This is a genomic window from Enterobacter sp. FW301-JW81, from assembly GCF_058788735.1.
Genome location: NZ_JBYTBA010000005.1, coordinates 358390 through 375641, shown reverse-complemented (window position 1 = coordinate 375641; position 17252 = coordinate 358390). Strand labels below are relative to the sequence as shown.

Genomic DNA, 17252 nt, shown 5'->3' with positions numbered 1-17252 from the left:
CGTGTTACAACTACTTTTAGCCGTTTTTATTGGTGGGGGAACGGGTAGCGTTGCGCGATGGTTTCTAAGTATGCGGTTTAATCCCCTGCATCAGGCGATTCCAATGGGAACGCTTGCTGCAAACCTGATTGGTGCCTTTATCATTGGCATGGGCCTGGCCTGGTTTAACCGAATGACGCACATCGACCCCATGTGGAAGATCTTGATTACAACAGGTTTCTGCGGCGGGTTAACCACCTTCTCCACGTTCTCTGCCGAAGTGGTGTTTCTCTTTCAGGAAGGCCGTATCGGCTGGGCGCTGGTGAATATCGCGATTAACATGCTCGGTTCCTTTGCGATGACGGGGATCGCATTCTGGCTGTTTTCTACGGCAAGTACACATTAACGGACGGGACGTTAATGTTGGCTTAATTTTTCTCTGTCACTCTGAATGCAGTACTGAACGAGGGTGACAGAATGAAACAGAGTCTGATGAGCGCAGGAATGGTGTTGTTGAGCGTGCTGATCGTTGCCAGCTTCCTGAAAATGTATCTGCTTGGCTGATTCAAAACGAAAAAAACCCGCTCAGTGAGCGGGTTTTGAAATTCTTGCTGACGCGTCTGAATTACAGAGCGATTACGTTAGCAGCAGAAGGGCCTTTGGCACCGTTAGTGATTTCGAACTCTACACGCTGACCTTCAGCCAGAGTTTTGAAACCATTAGACTGGATTGCAGAGAAGTGTACGAACACGTCTTTGCTGCCATCTTCAGGAGTAATGAAACCGAATCCTTTGGACTCATTAAACCACTTAACGTTACCTTTAATCTTAGACATCAAAATTACCTTTACATTAAAAAACGACACAAATGCTGTGTCGGTTACCAGTACATCAATTGTGGAACCTTTTGTCCAGCGGATCTTTGATAAAAAGTGACTAAAGTCGCGTTAATTTTCTCTGGCAGATTTTTATCGTTTATGAATCAACGACTGCGCGTTTTTTCACCATCATGTAAAGTTTTTCCAGTTAAAACTGAAAACGCATCCAGGCGAAGTAAACGTTACCGTTGTTATAGGTCCCCGGGATATAGGTCATCTGGAACGTTGCAGGACCGTAGCCGATAGAGGCCAGCGGCAGCAGCACCGGAATCGGAATGTAGTTCCAGTTGTCACGTGCAGTGACCCCGGCGGTGTAGCCTAAACCGACGTGGAAGTTCTCGTCCGCTAGCGGTCGCCAGGTTTTCTCCCAGCCGTACCCCCCAATCGGTTCCCATTTATTAAACGAGTCTTTAAAGGCCATCAGATAGATGCCATGCCAGTTTCCCTTTTCATCCCAGCGCGACTGGCCAAAACCCGCCCCCCAGGGACGCTCGTTGTATTTATCTGTTTTCTCTTTGTCATAAGCAAAACGCGCATGCCACGTTATCGCCGGAACATAGAGGTCATAATGTTCAGGAGCCGTCCAGGTTTGGGAAACATTATCAGTAAAGGTTGAGAACCAGCCTTTATCCGTCGCGTTGTCTCCTGCCTGTGCAACAGAAGAAAACGTTAACTGCCCAAAAATAAACAACAAAATAGAGAAAAATGTATTACGTACGATCACAATGCAATTACCATTCTTAGTATTCGAGGCAAAGTTTACCATAAAATAGTTGAATCAAAGCTTAACGACATCGGCGCTATTCCTAATTATTCACTCTCTTTTCTGGAATATTCTTAATAAATCCTGGCAGCAAATCTGAATAAGCACATACAGGGTGTGCCTTTTACCACTTTAACCTTCTTTATCAGTAACATGCCCAATTACACAAAACATTAACAATCTGTTATCATTGTAAAGACATGTTGCGCTATTTCTGCTGGTCAAGGCTCGCATGACATAAATGTCTGGATCATGGCAAAAACACCATTGTTCTGTTCTCTAGTCGTCTGTTTATTGATTTTAATCAGCAAGAACGGTCCATTTATTGGGCACATTTCATCCTTCTTTTTTTATTGATTTTTTGTGCTCCAGTGCAGCAAAGATACAGGGGAAATCATGCTTACGTTAATCGAACTCCTTATTGGAGTCGTCGTCATTGTCGGTGTCGCACGCTACATCATTAAAGGCTACTCGGCCACGGGCGTATTATTTGTTGGCGGGTTAACACTGCTGATTATCAGCGCAATAATGGGGCATCAGGTATTACCTGCCAGCGCTACCAGCACCGGTTATACCGCCACTGATATTGTTGAATACATTAAAATATTGCTCATGAGCCGCGGTGGCGACCTGGGTATGATGATCATGATGCTGTGCGGTTTTGCGGCCTACATGACCCATATCGGCGCCAACGACATGGTAGTTAAGCTTGCCTCGAAACCCCTGCAGTACATCAACTCGCCGTATCTGCTGATGGTCGCCGCCTATTTCCTCGCCTGCCTGATGTCTCTGGCCGTGTCGTCAGCAACCGGCCTCGGCGTGCTGCTCATGGCCACGCTGTTCCCGGTCATGGTGAACGTCGGTATCAGCCGTGGTGCGGCAGCGGCAATTTGCGCGTCTCCGGCAGCCATTATTCTCTCCCCGACCTCTGGCGACGTTGTGCTGGCAGCCAAGGCTGCGGAGATGTCACTCATCGACTTCGCCTTTAAAACCACGCTGCCGATCTCGATTGTTGCCATTGTAGGGATGGGCATCGCGCATTTCTTCTGGCAGCGCTATCTCGATAAGAAAGAAAACATCAGCCATGAAATGATGGACGTGAGTGAAATCACCACAACCGCTCCCGCGCTCTACGCCATTCTGCCGTTCACGCCGATTATCGGGGTGCTGATTTTTGACGGCAAATGGGGCCCGCAGCTGCACATCATCACCATTCTGGTCATCTGTATGCTGCTGGCCGCCGTGCTGGAATTTGTGCGCGGCTTTAACACGCAAAAAGTGTTCACGGGTCTGGAAGTGGCGTACCGCGGGATGGCGGATGCCTTCGCGGGCGTGGTGATGCTGCTGGTGGCAGCAGGCGTCTTTGCTCAGGGTCTCAGCACAATCGGCTTTATCCAGAGTCTGATCTCCATTGCCACCTCGTTCGGCTCGGCCAGTATTATCCTGATGCTGGTTCTGGTGGTGCTCACCATGCTGGCGGCCATGACCACCGGCTCCGGTAATGCGCCGTTCTACGCATTCGTGGAGATGATCCCAAAACTGGCCCACTCCTCCGGTATTAACCCGGCGTACCTCTCCATTCCCATGCTGCAGGCCTCAAACCTGGGTCGTACCATTTCGCCGGTATCGGGTGTGGTCGTCGCCGTTGCCGGGATGGCGAAAATCTCACCGTTCGAAGTGGTAAAACGCACCTCAGTGCCGGTTCTTGTTGGGCTGATTATCGTGATTATCGCCACGGAAGTGCTGGTTCCCGGCGCAGCCTAAGCTAAATTACTGATATCCAAAAAGCGCCTGCGGGCGCTTTTTGTGCTTTAATAACCTCCAGAAATTAATCGTGCTCATTCGATCAGGAAATCATATGTTCAGGAAGGATATCGTTATCCCATCTGGCGCCATGGCGCTTGCACTCTGTGTCTTCTCCGCCCAGGCCGAACCGCTCAAGGCAACGCAGTATGGCGATTTCGATCGCTATGTTCTGGCACTGTCCTGGCAAACCGGTTTTTGTCAGAGCATGGTCGAGCGCAACCGCAATGAACCTGACGAGTGTCGCCTGCAAAAAGAGGCCGAAAACAAAGCCGATTTTCTGACCGTGCACGGACTATGGCCAGGCCTGCCGAAGTCTATTGCCTCGCGCGGCGTGGATGAACGTCGGTGGATGCGCTTTGGCTGTGCCACGCGTCCCATCCCGAACATGCCGGAAGTGAAGGCCAGCCGCAAATGTGCTGCCGCCGAAACCGGGCTCTCGCTCTCCGGTGCCGCAAAGCTCAACGACGTGATGCCGGGCGCGGGGGGGAATTCCTGCCTGGAACGTTACGAATATGCCAAACATGGCGTCTGCTTTGGTTTTGATCCCGACGCCTATTTCGGCACGATGGTGCGGATGAATCAGGAAGTTAAAACCAGTGCGGTGGGCAAATTCCTCGCCGATAACTACGGAAAAACCGTCAGTCGCAGCGACTTTGACAGTGCCGTAGCCAAAACCTGGGGCAAGGAAAATGTCAAAGCGTTCAAGCTTACCTGCAACGGCAATCCGGCGTATCTGACCGAGATGCAGATTTCGCTGAAGGCAGACACTATTAATAACCCGCTTTCAGCGACGTCGTTTGCACCGCAGCCACATCCGGGTAACTGCGGAAAACAGTTCGTGATTGATAAAGCCGGTTACTGACCCGCGCCCGGGCGTACCATATCAAACCGGTTTTCATCACTGATGCCATAGTAAGCCGTCGGCCCACCCGCACGCAGGATGGGCTGCGCTTTCGCCGTCTGGTATATCCCCTCTTCCAGCAGCGTTTCGGCAATATGAATACCGACCACTTCCCCCAACACCAGCCACGTATCCACCGGCGTACCGTCGGCTCCGGTCAGCTGAATGCACTGCGACAGGCGGCACTCAAAGTTCACCGGGCTTTCTGCGACGCGGGGCGCGTTAACCAGCTGGCTGGCCACTGGCGTTAACCCGGCAAAGCTAAATTCATCCCGATCGTGGGGAAGCATTGCAGAGGTTTGGTTCATGGCCTGGGCGAGGTCGCGCGTCGCCAGGTTCCAGACAAACTCTTTTGTCTCGGTAATATTACGCACGCTGTCCTTCCAGCCGTTGCTGGAAAAACCGATGATCGGCGGACGATAGTTAAAGCAGTTAAAAAAGCTGTACGGTGCGAGATTCAGCTGACCGGCACTATCGCATGAGGAGATCCAGCCGATCGGACGTGGACCAATAATGGCGTTCAGCGGGTCATGCGGCAGGCCGTGTCCCTGAGACGGTTGGTAGAAATACATAGTTCTCTCTCGTTGGTGGGCAACGCCCGGGTTCAGGACGTTCAGCGTAACGCAATCCGCCGGGAATGCAGACTGAATAAATTTCAGCGAAAATTCATATGGACCATGAATGTGACCTTCATCACTTCAAACTTGCGCGCTCAGCCAGTATCATCGGGAGAGTTAAACCCTCGCTGCCAGACGGCGAGGGTTTTCTTTTGGATTGGTTTCTGCGTGACACGCAGCATTAACGACATGGAGTAAAAATGTCCAGACCTACAATTATCATCAATGAGCTCGACGCAGAACGTATCGACAGGCTGTTAGAAAAAGCAGAGTTTGCCTCACTTCCGGTGGCCGACGCCCTGAATGAAGAGCTTGACCGGGCGCAGATGTGCACCCCTGAGTCAATGCCGCATGACGTGGTCACCATGAACAGTCAGGTAAAATTCCGCAACCTGACCACCGGTGAAGAGCTGACCCGCACGCTGGTTTACCCGTCGCAGATGACGGATAGCAGCGCACAGCTTTCTGTCCTTGCTCCTGTGGGTGCCGCACTGCTGGGGCTGCGCACGGGCGATACCATCCACTGGGAATTGCCGGGCGGCACCTCTACCCATCTGGAAGTGCTGGCGCTGCTGTACCAGCCAGAAGCCGCGGGCGATTACCTGCGTTAACCTCTTCTGAACAAGCGCCCCCGCTTTGCACAGAGGATGCAGCCGCATCCTCTTTCCGCAAATTCACCCCATTTTCCTATATCGCGCGAAAAGGCCTTAATCCACGCTTAATCTGTTTTGGTGCCGCGGGGACGGTCATGAGTGAAATACTGGCTATCACTCTCATTTTTCTGATTTTTGTGGCGATTATCGTCACGGCCGTACTCTACCTTGAACGCCACTGGTAAGCGGGTTTTCTCACGCAACGCCACCCGGGAAAGCATTGACCAGGCCCTTCACTTTTTGCTCTGCGGCCTCAGGCGTTTCTGCGCCAGGAACCAGAATGACCTTCCGGCACTCCTCCTCCCGTTTTTCGAAAATTTTATAGGCGCGTTCCGCATCCGCAAGGGGGAGATAGTGGGTCACGATCTCTTCTGGCGTAAGCAGCCCTTTTTCGATAAGCGGTAGCAGCTCACCCAGCCAGGCGTGGACGTGCGTCTGGCCCATCTTAAACGTCAGCCCCTTATCAAAAGCATCGCCAAACAGGAAGCCATGAATAAACCCGGCGTACACGCCGGGTACGCTGACCACCCCGCCGCGCCGCACGGCAGCAATGCACTGACGCAACGCTTTGCCGCTGCTGCCTTCAATTTTCAGGTTGCTGAGGATCGTTTCCGTGGTGCTGCCTTTCGCTTCGAACCCTACCGCATCGATCACGGCATCAACGCCGCGCTGGCCTGCAGTCTGCCCGATGATTTTTTCCGCTGCGTCGTCGTCGTCATCAAAGTTGATGGGTATCGCCCCGTAACGCGCCTCGGCAAATTGCAGCCGGTACGGGTGGTGATCGATAACAAAGATTTGCTCAGCCCCTAACAGCCGCGCGCAGGCAATGGTCAGTAGCCCCACCGGCCCGGCGCCGAACACGGCTACGCTTGAGCCTTTTTGAATCTGCGCATTTTTTGCCGCCTGCCAGGCCGTAGGCAAAATATCGGACAGGAACAGCGCCTTATCGTCAGAAAGAAGCTGCGGGACCTTAAACGGTCCGACGTTACCTTTTGGCACGCGAACGTATTCCGCCTGTCCCCCCGGCACGCCGCCGTAGAGATGGCTATAGCCAAACAGCGCGGCCGGCGCGGGGATTTGCTTTTTATTCAGCGCCGCGCCCTGCCCGGCGTTGGTATTTTCACAGGCCGCGTACTGCTGCAGGCGGCAAAAAAAACAGTCCCCGCAGGCGATAACAAAGGGGATCACCACGCGATCGCCTTTTTGCAAATTCTTCACCCCGGCACCGCACTCAACGATTTCTCCCATAAACTCATGGCCAAAAATGTCGCCGTGCTGCACCTTCGGGATCTTCCCGCGATAGAGATGCAAATCGGAGCCGCAGATAGCCGTGGCCGTGACGCGCAGAATGATATCGTCGGGCTGTTCTATGATGGGGTCGGGGACATTCTCAACGCGAACATGGTGCGGACCGTGATACGTAAGTGCTTTCATGCGACCTCCGAAAGGTTCCAGGTAAGTGTATAAGGGTAGCTACCCCTGAAGGCCTGCCCGGGAATACGGGTCTTTTGAGATTTATCCTGGCAAGATAAGAAAACTGCCGGGGCGCTTACAGAAACCATTTGTATTTTGTGGTTGAATGAGTTCAGCGTTTATAAACAAGGAGAAACGGGTATGTATCAGAGAATCATTATGCCGGTTGATGTTTTTGAGATGGAGCTGAGCGACAAGGCCGTACGCCATGCGGAGTTCCTGGCGCAACAGGACGGCGTCATCCATCTATTGCACGTGCTGCCGGGTTCCGCCAGCCTGAGCCTTCACCGCTTTGCCGCCGACGTGCGTCGCTTCGAGGAGCATTTGCAGCACGAAGCGGAAACGCGCCTGCAAACCATGGTCAGCCATTTCAGCATCGACCCTTCGCGCATTAAAACGCACGTCAGGTTTGGAAGCGTACGCGACGCGGTAAATGAACTGGCGAACGAGCTGAAAGCAGACGTGGTGGTCATCGGTTCGCGCAACCCTTCCATTACCACCCATCTGCTTGGGTCTAACGCCTCCAGCGTGATCCGCCACACCCACATACCGGTGATGGTCGTAAGATAAAAAAAGAGGCCACCTTTCGGTGGCCTCTCGCTATTGCAGGTGCAGTCTTACTTTCTTTTATTATGCGGTTTTGGTGCGGATCAGGTAGTCAAACGAACTCAGAGACGCCTTCGCACCTTCGCCAGTGGCAATGATGATCTGTTTGTACGGCACGGTGGTACAGTCGCCGGCGGCAAACACGCCCTTCACGCTGGTCTCGCATTTCGCATCGATGATGATTTCGCCCATGCGGTTGCGCTCAATCGCCCCTTCCAGCCAGGTGGTGTTGGGCAGCAGGCCAATCTGTACGAAGATCCCCGAAAGCTGAACGCTGTGAACGTCGCCACTCACGCGGTCGCGGTATTCCAGACCCGTCACTTTGCTGCCGTCGCCCTTCACTTCCGTGGTCTGCGCGTTCAGTACGATGTCGACGTTTTTCAGGCTGCGCACTTTATCCTGCAGAACCTGGTCGGCCTTCATCTCTGGTGCGAACTCCAGCAGGGTCACGTGTTCAACGATACCCGCGAGGTCGATAGCCGCTTCCACGCCGGAGTTGCCGCCGCCGATCACCGCCACGCGTTTACCTTTGAACAGCGGGCCGTCGCAGTGCGGACAGTAGGTCACGCCTTTGGTGCGATATTGATCTTCACCCGGGACGTTCATGTTGCGCCATTTCGCGCCGGTGGCAATGATAATGCTGCGCGCTTTCAGCACCGCGCCGGAGGCGGTTTCAATCTGGTGTAAACCACCCTCGACCGCTGCCGGAACCAGCCTGCTGGCGCTCTGGCTGTCGATCACATCCACGTCGTAATCGCTGACGTGCGCCTTCAGCGCGCCGGCCAGCTTCTGGCCCTCGGTTTTCGGTACAGAGATATAGTTTTCGATGTCCACGGTATCGAGCACCTGGCCGCCAAAACGTTCGCCCATCAGGCCGGTGCGGATCCCTTTACGCGCAGAGTAAACCGCTGCCGCCGCACCCGCCGGGCCAGAACCGACAATCAGGACATCATACGCATCACGCTTGTTCAGCTCTTCTGCGGCACGTTTTTCAGCGCCGGTGTCCACTTTGGCCACGATTTCCGTCAGGGTCATACGGCCCTGGCCAAACTCTTTACCGTTCATGTAAACCGCCGGAACGCCCATCACGTTGCGATCGGTGATTTCATTCTGGAAGGTACCACCGTCAATCGCCGTGTGCTTGATGCGCGGGTTCAGAACCGACATCAGGTTCAGCGCCTGCACCACGTCCGGGCAGTTGTGGCAGGAGAGTGAATAATAGGTTTCAAACTCAAAATCGCCGTCGATATCGCGGATCTGCTCCAGCAGCGCCTGCGCCTCTTTCGACGGATGACCGCCGGTCCACAGCAGCGCCAGCACCAGCGAGGTAAATTCGTGTCCCAGCGGCGAACCGGCAAAGCGCGGCCCCTGGTCAGAGCCTGGGTTAGTTATCAGGAAAGAAGGCTTGCGGACTGCCAGCGTATCATCTTCTTTAAACGTCACCTTCGGTGACAGTTCAGCGATCTCTGCCAGCAGTTCCTTGATCTCTGCCGATTTCGCGCTGTCGTCCAGCGTGGCAATCAGCTCAACGGGTTTGGTCAGTTTCTCAAGGTATGCCTTGAGCTGGGTTTTCATCGTAGTGTCGAGCATTGTTCTTCCCTCTCTTAAAACGTCATCATGCAAGCTGCCTTATACGGGCGGCCTGAATGCAACTTGCATCATGGTGCTGGAATGAAATGGGCGCGGGGGGCGCCCATTGATTGCCGGGTGGCACTTCGTTTACCCGGCCTACGATACTGTAGGCCTGTGCAAGCGCAGCGCCGCCAGGCTTTACAGACTTAGATCTTACCGACCAGGTCCAGGGATGGAGCCAGCGTCGCTTCGCCTTCTTTCCATTTCGCCGGGCACACTTCGCCTGGGTGAGACGCTACGTACTGAGCCGCTTTCACCTTACGCAGCAGGTCAGAAGCATCACGGCCGATACCTTCAGCGGTAACTTCGATAGCCTGGATAATGCCCTGCGGGTCAACGACGAAGGTCGCGCGGTCTGCCAGGCCTTCATCTTCACGCATGTTGTCGAAGTTACGGGTCAGGGCGCCAGTCGGGTCACCGATCATCGCGTATTTGATTTTGGCGATGGTTTCAGAGCTGCTGTGCCATGCTTTGTGCGTGAAGTGGGTATCGGTAGACACAGAGTAAACGTCTACGCCCAGCTTCTGCAGTTCGTCGTAGTGGTCTGCCACGTCACCCAGTTCAGTCGGGCAAACGAAGGTGAAGTCAGCAGGATAGAAGAAGAACACGCTCCAGCGGCCTTCGGTATCTTTCTCAGTGACTTCAATGAACTCACCGTTTTTGAACGCCTGGTTTTTGAAAGGTTTAATTTTGGTATTAATCAAAGACATCTGTACTTCCTCCGTGTTTTCGTTGAGATGTAAGGTAACCAACTTTGCTCATCGGGGCTAATGCGTATGCTTTATCAAATCAATCAGCCAAACCTTACAACCTGAACAAGACAACGTGGTGAACTGAATAAACAAAAGCCCGAAAGTAAAAAGGCCGCCCTGGTGGGCGGCCCTGATACCTGAACTTTCCACAGGAACTTTCAGTGCCGATAATGCTACCGGCGTTGCGTTGCGCTCTACTTACCTTTATATCAAGGCCGTAACAGCCTCCTGATTACAACACCCGTGCCGGCGCAGGGCAATGGATGCAAGGGGCAATCTTATCTATGGCTGTGATAGGTTTTACCAAACGGTGCAGGTTGCGAAGTCGTCATCGCAACCGAGGATTAAATAAAAACGAGTGATGATTTCCTGTCGATATATAATTCACACTACTTTTATTCAATTTTATTTTCTCTTTTAAAGATAAAAATATCTTAATGATTATTGAAGTTCTATTTCATTAATCTATGTTCGTGATATATTAAGTTGGTTTTCAATAACAATTAAGTTAGTTAACTATCATGGATGGTAAATAGTTAACTTAGTTCTATAGTTATCAGTGATGTGATAACGCACCGCAGCGCACTCAGGATGAAACATGGCAAATCTTTACGACCTCAAAAAATTCGATCTCAACCTGCTGGTCATATTCGAATGTATCTACCAGCACCTGAGCATCAGTAAGGCAGCAGAAACGCTCTACATTACACCGTCGGCGGTCAGTCAATCTTTGCAGCGGCTGCGTAACCAGCTCAGCGACCCCCTCTTTATCCGTTCGGGAAAAGGCATTACCCCCACCACGGTGGGGGTCAATCTTCATCATCATCTTGAGCAAAACCTCAATCAGCTTGAGCAGACGATTAACATCATGAATGCGTCTGCGCTACAGAAGAATTTTGTCGTTTACAGCCCGCAGATCCTGACGACGGAAAATTTGCTTTCACCGCTTAAGCTATTGATGAGAAATCATAATTATCAGATAGAACTTCACGATATGCTGCTGACGGCTAATTCCGCCGAAGACCTGCTGGCGTACCGTAAAGCGGATCTTATTTTCTCTATGGCGCCGGTTAACAACCGTTCTATGATTTGTGTCCCATACGCGACCTATTCCATGCTGCTGGTATGCAGTCAGGATCATCCGCGCATGAAGGAGACGGCCACAATGGAGGAGCTGCAGGAGGAGAAATTTACGATATTCCTCAGCGATGAACCCGGCGTGAAGAACTATCAGTCTATGGCGGCAAAAGTGCACGCAGAAAAAAACATCGGTTTTCGCTGTGACTCCATATTCACCATTCTCGCCATGATCAGCGCCTCACATTTAATCGGCTATGTGCCAGAAGTCCTGTATGAAAAATACAAAGACGTGCTGAGATTAAAAAAATTAGATGCGCCTTTTACGCTTCCGCCTTTGGATGTATTTATGATCTATAACCGCTCTGCGCTTAACAGCTCGGTTTTCTCGACCTTTATTGAGCAAATTGCGGAAAAATAAAGATAAAGGGCTGTGTTTCTCTCAGCCCTGTTAGCCACGTTAAAAGATAACCCCCATTTATAGATAATAAAAACATTTTTCTTTTTCATTTACCTGCCCTTATTTTTCACTACTATTATCCTCTCTCTATTATTGACACCCATCCGGTATTTATATCCAGGGAGGAGTTTGGCTATGTCAATGTATAAGTATCCGCTTAATCAAAATGTGCTTGAGGCCGCGAAAGACCGCATTACATGGACGCTTGAGAATCTACCCAGGGTTTGTGTTTCATTTTCAGGCGGGAAGGATTCAACCATAATGCTGCATTTGACGGCCCGACAGGCCCGAAAAATGGGAAAGAAGATCCATCTGCTCTTTATCGACTGGGAAGTGCAGTTCACTTATACCATTCAGCACGTAAATAACATGATCGCGCAATACGCTGATGTCATCGAGCAATATTGGTGGGTTGCGCTACCGTTCACCACGCAAAATGGTCTTACGCAGTTTCACCCCGAATGGCAATGCTGGGAGCCAGGGAAGCAATGGGTGCGCCAGCCGCCCGCAGGCGCCATTACCAATCCTGATTACTTCGATTTCTACCAGCCTGGCATGACGTTTGAAGCCTTTGTTCGCGCGTTTTCAGAGTGGTTTGCCAAAAGCCGTCCGGCGGCCGTGATGGTCGGCATTCGCGCCGATGAATCCTACAATCGTTTTTTGACTATCGCTAACGCGCGTAAGCGCCGCTTTGCCGATGACAAGCCCTGGACCAGCGTCGCCCCGGGCGGCCACGCCTGGTACATCTATCCGCTTTACGACTGGAAAACCGCCGATATCTGGACATGGTTTGCTAAAACGGGTGGATGTTACAACCCCCTTTACGACCTGATGTTCCAGGCAGGCGTTCCACCGCGCTATATGCGCATCTGTGAGCCCTTTGGCCCGGAACAGCGTCAGGGATTATGGCTCTATCATGTTGTCGAGCCCGAACGCTGGGCGGCGATGTGCGAGCGGGTAAGTGGCGTGCACAGCGGGGGAGTTTACGCGGGCCAGGACAATCACTTTTATGGCCACCGTAAAATCCTTAAACCCGACGCGCTCAGCTGGCGCGAGTACGCCATGCTGCTGCTCGACAGCATGCCGCAGACCACGGCGGAGCATTACCGCAATAAAATCGCGATCTATTTGCACTGGTATCAGAAGAGAGGCATGGCCGATATTCCCGACACCCAGGAGGGCGATATTGGGGCAAAAGATATTCCGTCCTGGCGACGCGTGTGCAAGGTATTACTCAATAATGACTACTGGTGTCGTGCCCTTTCATTCAGTCCTAACAAACCAAAGCACTATCAACGCTACAGCGAACGGATAAAGTCAAAACGCAAGGAATGGGGGATCTTATGCAGCAACGATTGATTAAAGAAATGGCGCGCTATCTTCAGTCTCTTCCCGAAGACAAACGCATTGAAGCCATCAACGCCTTTCGCCAGGCCATCCATGAAAACAGCCCTTTTCGCGAGCAGCCCGTCGACTGCGTGCTGTGGATCAAACAGGACGAGATTACCGCTAACGATTACAACCCGAATAACGTCGCACCGCCGGAAAAACGGTTGCTCTGTAAATCGCTGGAGATGGACGGCTTCACGCAGCCCATCGTGGTCACGGAAAGCGATGCTCGGCATTATGAAATCGTCGACGGCTTTCATCGCCACGAAATTGGTTCAAACCGGGCGGTATTAAAGCGTCAGCTGAAAGGCTACCTGCCGGTCACCTGCCTGCGTAAAGCGCGGCAGAAAAAAGGCGACCGGATGGCGGCGACCATCCGCCATAACCGGGCGCGAGGTCGACACCAGATTAACGCGATGTCCGATATCGTCCGCGAGCTGGTTCAGCTTGGCTGGGATGACGAGAAAATCGGCAAGGAGCTGGGCATGGACCAGGACGAGGTTCTGCGGCTCAAGCAGATCAACGGTCTGCTGGAACTCTTTGCAGACCGTCGTTACTCCGAAGCCTGGACGGTGAAATAATCAGAGCGTGTTAAGACGCTCTGCCGCCGCCAGCAGCGTCGATTCCTGTTTCGCAAAGCAGAGGCGAATCAGCTTATGCGGGAAGGGATCGGCGCAAAAGACGGATAGCGGGATCGCCGCAACGCCCACCTCTTTGGTCAACCACTGGCAGAAGCTGACGTCATCCAGATCGGAAATGGCGCTGTAGTCTGCCAGCAGGAAGTAGGTCCCTTCCGAAGGCAAAATCTCCAGACGGCTTTGACTCAGCGCAGACACAAACAGGTCTCGTCTTTCACGGTAGAAACGCGGCAGCTCGCGATAGTGCTCAGGTTCCGCACGCAGCATGTCCGCCAGCGCCAGCTGTGCCGGCGTATTCACGGCAAAGGTCAGGTACTGGTGCACTTTGCGCAGCTCCGCGCTAATGGCGGCCGGCGCCACGCTATAGCCCACTTTCCAGCCGGTCATATGGTAAGTCTTACCGAATGACGACACGGCAATTGCGCGCTCGCGAAGCTGCGGATGGGCCAGCACGCTGGCGTGCCCTTCCTCAGCAAAGCAGATGTGCTCGTACACTTCGTCGCTCAGAACATAGATTTCACGTTCGGCGATGGCCTGCCACAGCGCGGCGAAATCGGCTTTCTGCCATACCGTAGCGGACGGATTGTGCGGCGTGTTCAGGATCACCAGACGGGTTTTATCGCTCAGCAGCGCGGCAAACGCCTGCCAGTCAGGGCGGAAATGCGGTGGCTGGAGCGCCACGCGCTTCACCACGCCGCCGGAAAGTTCGATGGCAGGCGCGTAGCTGTCGTAGCTCGGATCAAAACAAATGACCTCATCGCCCGCACGCACCAGCGCGGTGATGGCGGCATACAGCGCTTCGGTTGCCCCGGCCGTCACCGTGATGTCGGTGTTCGCATCAGGCTTATGGCCATAGAGCTCCGCCGTTTTGTCCGCAATGGCTTCCCGCAGCGCCTGCACGCCGGTCATCGGCGCATACTGATTCGCCCCTTGGGCAACGTGGTACGCCAGGCGCTCCTGCAGATATGACGGCCCGTCAAAATCCGGGAACCCCTGCGAGAGGTTAATCGCATTGTGTTGCTGCGCCAGGGCGCTCATCTGCGTAAAGATGGTCGTACCGAGATTAGGAAGTTTGCTCTGCGGAATCAATGCGTTATTGCTCATTGTGTTGTGCCTGCTTGTAATACTTATGTTGCTGCCACTATAACACGATGTTAGTCTTTGGCAATCAAGACGCTTAGACGTCTAAACAATATGAATATTCCTGGCCGAGAGGGTAAAAGGAAAATGACAGACAACCTGCAACTCACGCATCTGGTCGACGCCTGCCGCTGGATTGGCGCCAAAGGCTGGGCTCCCGCCACCGGCGGCAACATGTCGGTGCGTCAGGACGAACGCCTATGCTGGCTCAGCGAATCCGGCAAAGACAAAGGCAGCCTGACAACGGACGATTTTCTGCAGGTCGAGATCGCCACCAACCGGGCGCCGTCTGGCCGCAGGCCCTCGGCGGAGACCGGGCTGCACACCCTTATCTATCGTCTGTTCCCGGAGGCCAACGCCGTCCTGCACGTTCACACGGTGAACGCGACGGTGTTATCGCGTCTGGTGAAAGAGGCCGAACTGAACATCAGCGGCTTCGAGATGCAAAAATCCCTCACCGGGCAGACCACGCATCAGGATACGGTGGCAATCCCTGTGTTTGATAACGACCAGGATATTGACGCCCTCGCCTCGCGAATCGCCCATTACGCGCAGGAACGGCCGCTTAATTATGGTTTTCTTCTGCGCGGTCATGGCTTAACCTGCTGGGGACGCGACGTGGCCGAAGCCCGCCGTCATCTGGAAGGACTAGAATTCCTATTTGAATGCGAAATGCGTTTACGACAACTGGAGAGAGTATGATTCGCGCCATTGTGACGGATATTGAAGGGACCACCAGCGATATCCGTTTTGTCCACGATGTTTTGTTCCCCTACGCGCGTGAGCGGCTGGCGGCGTTCGTGACCGCCCAGCAGTACGCCGAGCCGGTCAAATCCATTCTGGACAACCTGCGTGATGAAATTGACGCTCCGCACGGCAGCGTAAGCGACCTTATCACTACGCTGTTCACCTTTATGGATGAAGACCGTAAGTCGACGGCGCTGAAGGCCCTTCAGGGAATTATCTGGCAGGACGGCTACGTCAACGGCGACTTTACCGGCCACCTTTACCCGGACGTGCTGCCTGCGCTGGAAAAATGGAAAGCGCAAGGCATTGATCTCTATGTTTATTCCTCTGGCTCCGTTGCTGCGCAGAAACTGTTATTTGGCTACAGCGACGAAGGTGATATTACTCATCTGTTCAGCGGCTATTTTGATACCCACATCGGCGCCAAGCGCGAAGTGCAGTCTTATCAGAACATTGCGGCGCAAACGGGCATTGCCCCGTCGCAGATCCTGTTCCTGTCGGATATTCATCAGGAACTGGACGCCGCTGAACAGGCAGGTTTTCGCACCCTGCAGCTGATTCGCGGTGATGATGACGGTGCAAGCCACCACCATCAGATCCACCAGTTTGACGAGATTAATCCGGAGCAGATCCCTTCATGAGCGCACTAACGATTTACTCTGATAAAGACGCCAGCAAGCATCAGTGGCACAGCACCGACGCGGACGAAATTGCCCAACAGCTCAACGCCAGGGGCGTGCGTTTTGAACGCTGGGCGGCCGATCGGGATTTAGGCCAGGATCCTGCGCCTGAGGTGGTGATCGAAGCCTATCAGCATGCGATCGATAAGCTGGTGGCGGAAAAAGGGTACCAGAGCTGGGACGTGATTAGCCTTCGCGCCGACAACCCGCAGAAAGACGCGCTGCGCGCGAAGTTCCTGAACGAGCACACCCACGGCGAAGATGAAGTGCGCTTCTTCGTTGAAGGCGCCGGGCTGTTCTGCCTGCACATTGGCGATGAGGTGTATCAGGTTCTGTGCGAGAAAAACGACCTGATTTCCGTGCCCGCGGGCACGCCGCACTGGTTTGATATGGGTTCAGAGCCGAACTTTACGGCGATTCGTATTTTCGACAACCCGGAAGGCTGGGTGGCGCAGTTTACCGGCGATGCGATCGCGGATGCGTATCCGCGATTGGCATAATCTTTTCTCCCTCTCCCTATGGGAGAGGGCTGGGGTGAGGGCATCAGGCCGCTCGATCTTCAACGCTTCAATCCCTTCACATACCCCACCAGCTGATCCAGTACAATGCCCCAACCTTCGTGGAAGCCCATCTGTTCATGCTGCTCGCGGATGTCCCTGGTCGGATGGCGCGCTATCGCCGTATAGCGGGTTTTCCCCTCCCCGACGTCTTCCAGCAATAAAATCGCCGTCATAAACGGCTTCTCGGCCGGTTTCCAGCCTTCGGTATAACCATCGGTAAAGACCAGCTTTTTACCGGGATCGATTTCCAGGAAGACACCGCGGTTATCCATCCGCTGACCGTCCACCTCAAACACGGTGTTGAACCGCCCGCCCACGCGGAGATCGAGATCGCACTCGGTCACCTTATGGGGTGCAGGAATGAAGAAATTTTTGATATGTTCCGGCGTAGTCCAGCACAGCCACAGCAGGTCGCGCGGGGCATCCACCACGCGCTCCAGTTTTAAGTCAGTTTCAGGATCGAGCGTCACGATATTGTCCTCTTAAGGGAACCCCTTAAAGG

At 53.4% G+C, this 17252-nt stretch carries 20 protein-coding genes; 12 read left to right on the top strand and 8 right to left on the bottom strand.

Annotated elements, in window-relative coordinates:
- The first annotated feature begins 1 nt into the window (after window position 1).
- Window positions 2-385, top strand: coding sequence for a fluoride efflux transporter CrcB (crcB, locus tag AC3WOK_RS17480; RefSeq protein WP_059310814.1), 384 nt, complete (start codon window positions 2-4; stop codon window positions 383-385).
- Between the two features lie 219 nt (window positions 386-604).
- Here crcB and cspE read toward each other — a convergent pair whose 3' ends face one another.
- Together cspE and pagP are read right to left on the bottom strand one after the other, a co-directional pair.
- Window positions 605-814 (bottom strand): transcription antiterminator/RNA stability regulator CspE, encoded by a 210-nt coding sequence (gene cspE, locus AC3WOK_RS17475; RefSeq protein ID WP_002439184.1) that lies wholly within the window; start codon window positions 812-814, stop codon window positions 605-607.
- Window positions 815-1004: 190 nt separating this feature from the next.
- Window positions 1005-1622 carry a lipid IV(A) palmitoyltransferase PagP gene (gene pagP / locus AC3WOK_RS17470; RefSeq protein ID WP_165587281.1) on the bottom strand — a complete coding sequence of 206 codons (618 nt, stop codon included), beginning with the start codon at window positions 1620-1622 and terminating at the stop codon, window positions 1005-1007.
- A gap of 393 nt (window positions 1623-2015) precedes the next feature.
- On the opposite strand from pagP, the gene dcuC reads away from it, so the two are divergent.
- On the top strand, window positions 2016-3383 hold the full coding sequence (gene dcuC, locus AC3WOK_RS17465; protein WP_492354887.1) for an anaerobic C4-dicarboxylate transporter DcuC: 1368 nt from the start codon (window positions 2016-2018) through the stop codon (window positions 3381-3383).
- Window positions 3384-3513: 130 nt separating this feature from the next.
- Window positions 3514-4287: a ribonuclease I gene (gene rna, locus AC3WOK_RS17460; RefSeq protein WP_492354901.1), complete on the top strand. Its 774-nt coding sequence runs from the start codon at window positions 3514-3516 to the stop codon at window positions 4285-4287.
- On the opposite strand, the gene AC3WOK_RS17455 is transcribed toward rna, so the two are convergent.
- Window positions 4281-4898 (bottom strand): flavin reductase family protein, encoded by a 618-nt coding sequence (locus tag AC3WOK_RS17455; RefSeq protein WP_492354886.1) that lies wholly within the window; start codon window positions 4896-4898, stop codon window positions 4281-4283. The two genes, rna and AC3WOK_RS17455, sit on opposite strands and share 7 nt — an antisense overlap.
- Before the next feature lie 245 nt (window positions 4899-5143).
- Between AC3WOK_RS17455 and rnk the strand changes: the two genes are divergently transcribed.
- Both rnk and yldA read left to right on the top strand, forming a co-directional pair.
- Window positions 5144-5554 (top strand): nucleoside diphosphate kinase regulator, encoded by a 411-nt coding sequence (rnk, locus tag AC3WOK_RS17450; protein ID WP_059310810.1) that lies wholly within the window; start codon window positions 5144-5146, stop codon window positions 5552-5554.
- A 137-nt stretch (window positions 5555-5691) separates the two neighbouring features.
- Complete coding sequence (gene yldA / locus AC3WOK_RS17445; protein ID WP_278184542.1) at window positions 5692-5781, top strand: small membrane protein YldA; 90 nt, start codon at window positions 5692-5694, stop codon at window positions 5779-5781.
- Between the two features lie 10 nt (window positions 5782-5791).
- On the opposite strand, the gene AC3WOK_RS17440 is transcribed toward yldA, so the two are convergent.
- Window positions 5792-7030: a zinc-dependent alcohol dehydrogenase gene (locus tag AC3WOK_RS17440; RefSeq protein ID WP_492354885.1), complete on the bottom strand. Its 1239-nt coding sequence runs from the start codon at window positions 7028-7030 to the stop codon at window positions 5792-5794.
- 180 nt (window positions 7031-7210) lie between these two features.
- Here AC3WOK_RS17440 and uspG point away from each other — a divergent pair, with 180 nt between their 5' ends.
- Window positions 7211-7639: a universal stress protein UspG gene (gene uspG / locus AC3WOK_RS17435; RefSeq protein ID WP_023310731.1), complete on the top strand. Its 429-nt coding sequence runs from the start codon at window positions 7211-7213 to the stop codon at window positions 7637-7639.
- 60 nt (window positions 7640-7699) lie between these two features.
- Here uspG and ahpF read toward each other — a convergent pair whose 3' ends face one another.
- Window positions 7700-9265, bottom strand: a complete 1566-nt coding sequence (gene ahpF / locus AC3WOK_RS17430; RefSeq protein WP_492354884.1) for an alkyl hydroperoxide reductase subunit F — start codon at window positions 9263-9265, stop codon at window positions 7700-7702.
- A gap of 188 nt (window positions 9266-9453) precedes the next feature.
- Window positions 9454-10017, bottom strand: a complete 564-nt coding sequence (ahpC, locus tag AC3WOK_RS17425) for an alkyl hydroperoxide reductase subunit C (protein WP_008501015.1) — start codon at window positions 10015-10017, stop codon at window positions 9454-9456.
- A 640-nt stretch (window positions 10018-10657) separates the two neighbouring features.
- On the opposite strand from ahpC, the gene citR reads away from it, so the two are divergent.
- The 3 genes from citR to AC3WOK_RS17410 all read left to right on the top strand — a co-directional run bounded on the left by citR (window position 10658) and on the right by AC3WOK_RS17410 (window position 13566).
- On the top strand, window positions 10658-11557 hold the full coding sequence (gene citR / locus AC3WOK_RS17420) for a DNA-binding transcriptional repressor CitR (RefSeq protein WP_059310807.1): 900 nt from the start codon (window positions 10658-10660) through the stop codon (window positions 11555-11557).
- A 174-nt stretch (window positions 11558-11731) separates the two neighbouring features.
- Window positions 11732-12955 carry a phosphoadenosine phosphosulfate reductase gene (locus AC3WOK_RS17415; protein ID WP_059310806.1) on the top strand — a complete coding sequence of 408 codons (1224 nt, stop codon included), beginning with the start codon at window positions 11732-11734 and terminating at the stop codon, window positions 12953-12955.
- The gene (locus tag AC3WOK_RS17410) at window positions 12928-13566 is read left to right on the top strand and encodes an IbrB-like domain-containing protein (RefSeq protein WP_059310805.1); all 639 of its coding nucleotides are present in this window, start codon (window positions 12928-12930) and stop codon (window positions 13564-13566) included. The genes AC3WOK_RS17415 and AC3WOK_RS17410 overlap by 28 nt, the downstream gene beginning before the upstream one ends.
- Here the strand turns inward: AC3WOK_RS17410 and AC3WOK_RS17405 are convergent, their stop codons facing one another.
- On the bottom strand, window positions 13567-14727 hold the full coding sequence (locus tag AC3WOK_RS17405) for a pyridoxal phosphate-dependent aminotransferase (protein ID WP_059310804.1): 1161 nt from the start codon (window positions 14725-14727) through the stop codon (window positions 13567-13569).
- A gap of 123 nt (window positions 14728-14850) precedes the next feature.
- Between AC3WOK_RS17405 and AC3WOK_RS17400 the strand changes: the two genes are divergently transcribed.
- Genes AC3WOK_RS17400 through AC3WOK_RS17390 form a run of 3 tightly spaced genes read left to right on the top strand, consistent with a single transcriptional unit; the run spans window position 14851 to window position 16690 of the window.
- A complete protein-coding gene (locus AC3WOK_RS17400; RefSeq protein WP_059310803.1) occupies window positions 14851-15465 on the top strand; it encodes a methylthioribulose 1-phosphate dehydratase in 615 nt (204 codons plus the stop codon).
- Window positions 15462-16151 carry an acireductone synthase gene (mtnC, locus tag AC3WOK_RS17395; protein WP_492354883.1) on the top strand — a complete coding sequence of 230 codons (690 nt, stop codon included), beginning with the start codon at window positions 15462-15464 and terminating at the stop codon, window positions 16149-16151. Before AC3WOK_RS17400 ends, mtnC begins: the two co-directional genes overlap by 4 nt.
- Window positions 16148-16690, top strand: a complete 543-nt coding sequence (locus AC3WOK_RS17390) for a 1,2-dihydroxy-3-keto-5-methylthiopentene dioxygenase (protein ID WP_059310801.1) — start codon at window positions 16148-16150, stop codon at window positions 16688-16690. Before mtnC ends, AC3WOK_RS17390 begins: the two co-directional genes overlap by 4 nt.
- A 59-nt stretch (window positions 16691-16749) precedes the next feature.
- Here the strand turns inward: AC3WOK_RS17390 and AC3WOK_RS17385 are convergent, their stop codons facing one another.
- Entirely contained in the window at window positions 16750-17220 is a 471-nt protein-coding gene (locus AC3WOK_RS17385; RefSeq protein ID WP_063429918.1) for an SRPBCC family protein, read from the bottom strand.
- Between the last annotated feature and the right edge of the window lie 32 nt (window positions 17221-17252).

Bases quoted from the DNA above. Each gene is read 5' to 3' on its own strand.
- cspE (WP_002439184.1), bottom strand. From the start codon at position 814: ATGTCTAAGATTAAAGGTAACGTTAAGTGGTTTAATGAGTCCAAAGGA.
- pagP (WP_165587281.1), bottom strand. From the start codon at position 1,622: ATGGTAAACTTTGCCTCGAATACTAAGAATGGTAATTGCATTGTGATC.
- dcuC (WP_492354887.1), top strand. From the start codon at position 2,016: ATGCTTACGTTAATCGAACTCCTTATTGGAGTCGTCGTCATTGTCGGT.
- rna (WP_492354901.1), top strand. From the start codon at position 3,514: ATGGCGCTTGCACTCTGTGTCTTCTCCGCCCAGGCCGAACCGCTCAAG.
- AC3WOK_RS17455 (WP_492354886.1), bottom strand. From the start codon at position 4,898: ATGTATTTCTACCAACCGTCTCAGGGACACGGCCTGCCGCATGACCCG.
- rnk (WP_059310810.1), top strand. From the start codon at position 5,144: ATGTCCAGACCTACAATTATCATCAATGAGCTCGACGCAGAACGTATC.
- yldA (WP_278184542.1), top strand. From the start codon at position 5,692: ATGAGTGAAATACTGGCTATCACTCTCATTTTTCTGATTTTTGTGGCG.
- AC3WOK_RS17440 (WP_492354885.1), bottom strand. From the start codon at position 7,030: ATGAAAGCACTTACGTATCACGGTCCGCACCATGTTCGCGTTGAGAAT.
- uspG (WP_023310731.1), top strand. From the start codon at position 7,211: ATGTATCAGAGAATCATTATGCCGGTTGATGTTTTTGAGATGGAGCTG.
- ahpF (WP_492354884.1), bottom strand. From the start codon at position 9,265: ATGCTCGACACTACGATGAAAACCCAGCTCAAGGCATACCTTGAGAAA.
- ahpC (WP_008501015.1), bottom strand. From the start codon at position 10,017: ATGTCTTTGATTAATACCAAAATTAAACCTTTCAAAAACCAGGCGTTC.
- citR (WP_059310807.1), top strand. From the start codon at position 10,658: ATGGCAAATCTTTACGACCTCAAAAAATTCGATCTCAACCTGCTGGTC.
- AC3WOK_RS17415 (WP_059310806.1), top strand. From the start codon at position 11,732: ATGTCAATGTATAAGTATCCGCTTAATCAAAATGTGCTTGAGGCCGCG.
- AC3WOK_RS17410 (WP_059310805.1), top strand. From the start codon at position 12,928: ATGGGGGATCTTATGCAGCAACGATTGATTAAAGAAATGGCGCGCTAT.
- AC3WOK_RS17405 (WP_059310804.1), bottom strand. From the start codon at position 14,727: ATGAGCAATAACGCATTGATTCCGCAGAGCAAACTTCCTAATCTCGGT.
- AC3WOK_RS17400 (WP_059310803.1), top strand. From the start codon at position 14,851: ATGACAGACAACCTGCAACTCACGCATCTGGTCGACGCCTGCCGCTGG.
- mtnC (WP_492354883.1), top strand. From the start codon at position 15,462: ATGATTCGCGCCATTGTGACGGATATTGAAGGGACCACCAGCGATATC.
- AC3WOK_RS17390 (WP_059310801.1), top strand. From the start codon at position 16,148: ATGAGCGCACTAACGATTTACTCTGATAAAGACGCCAGCAAGCATCAG.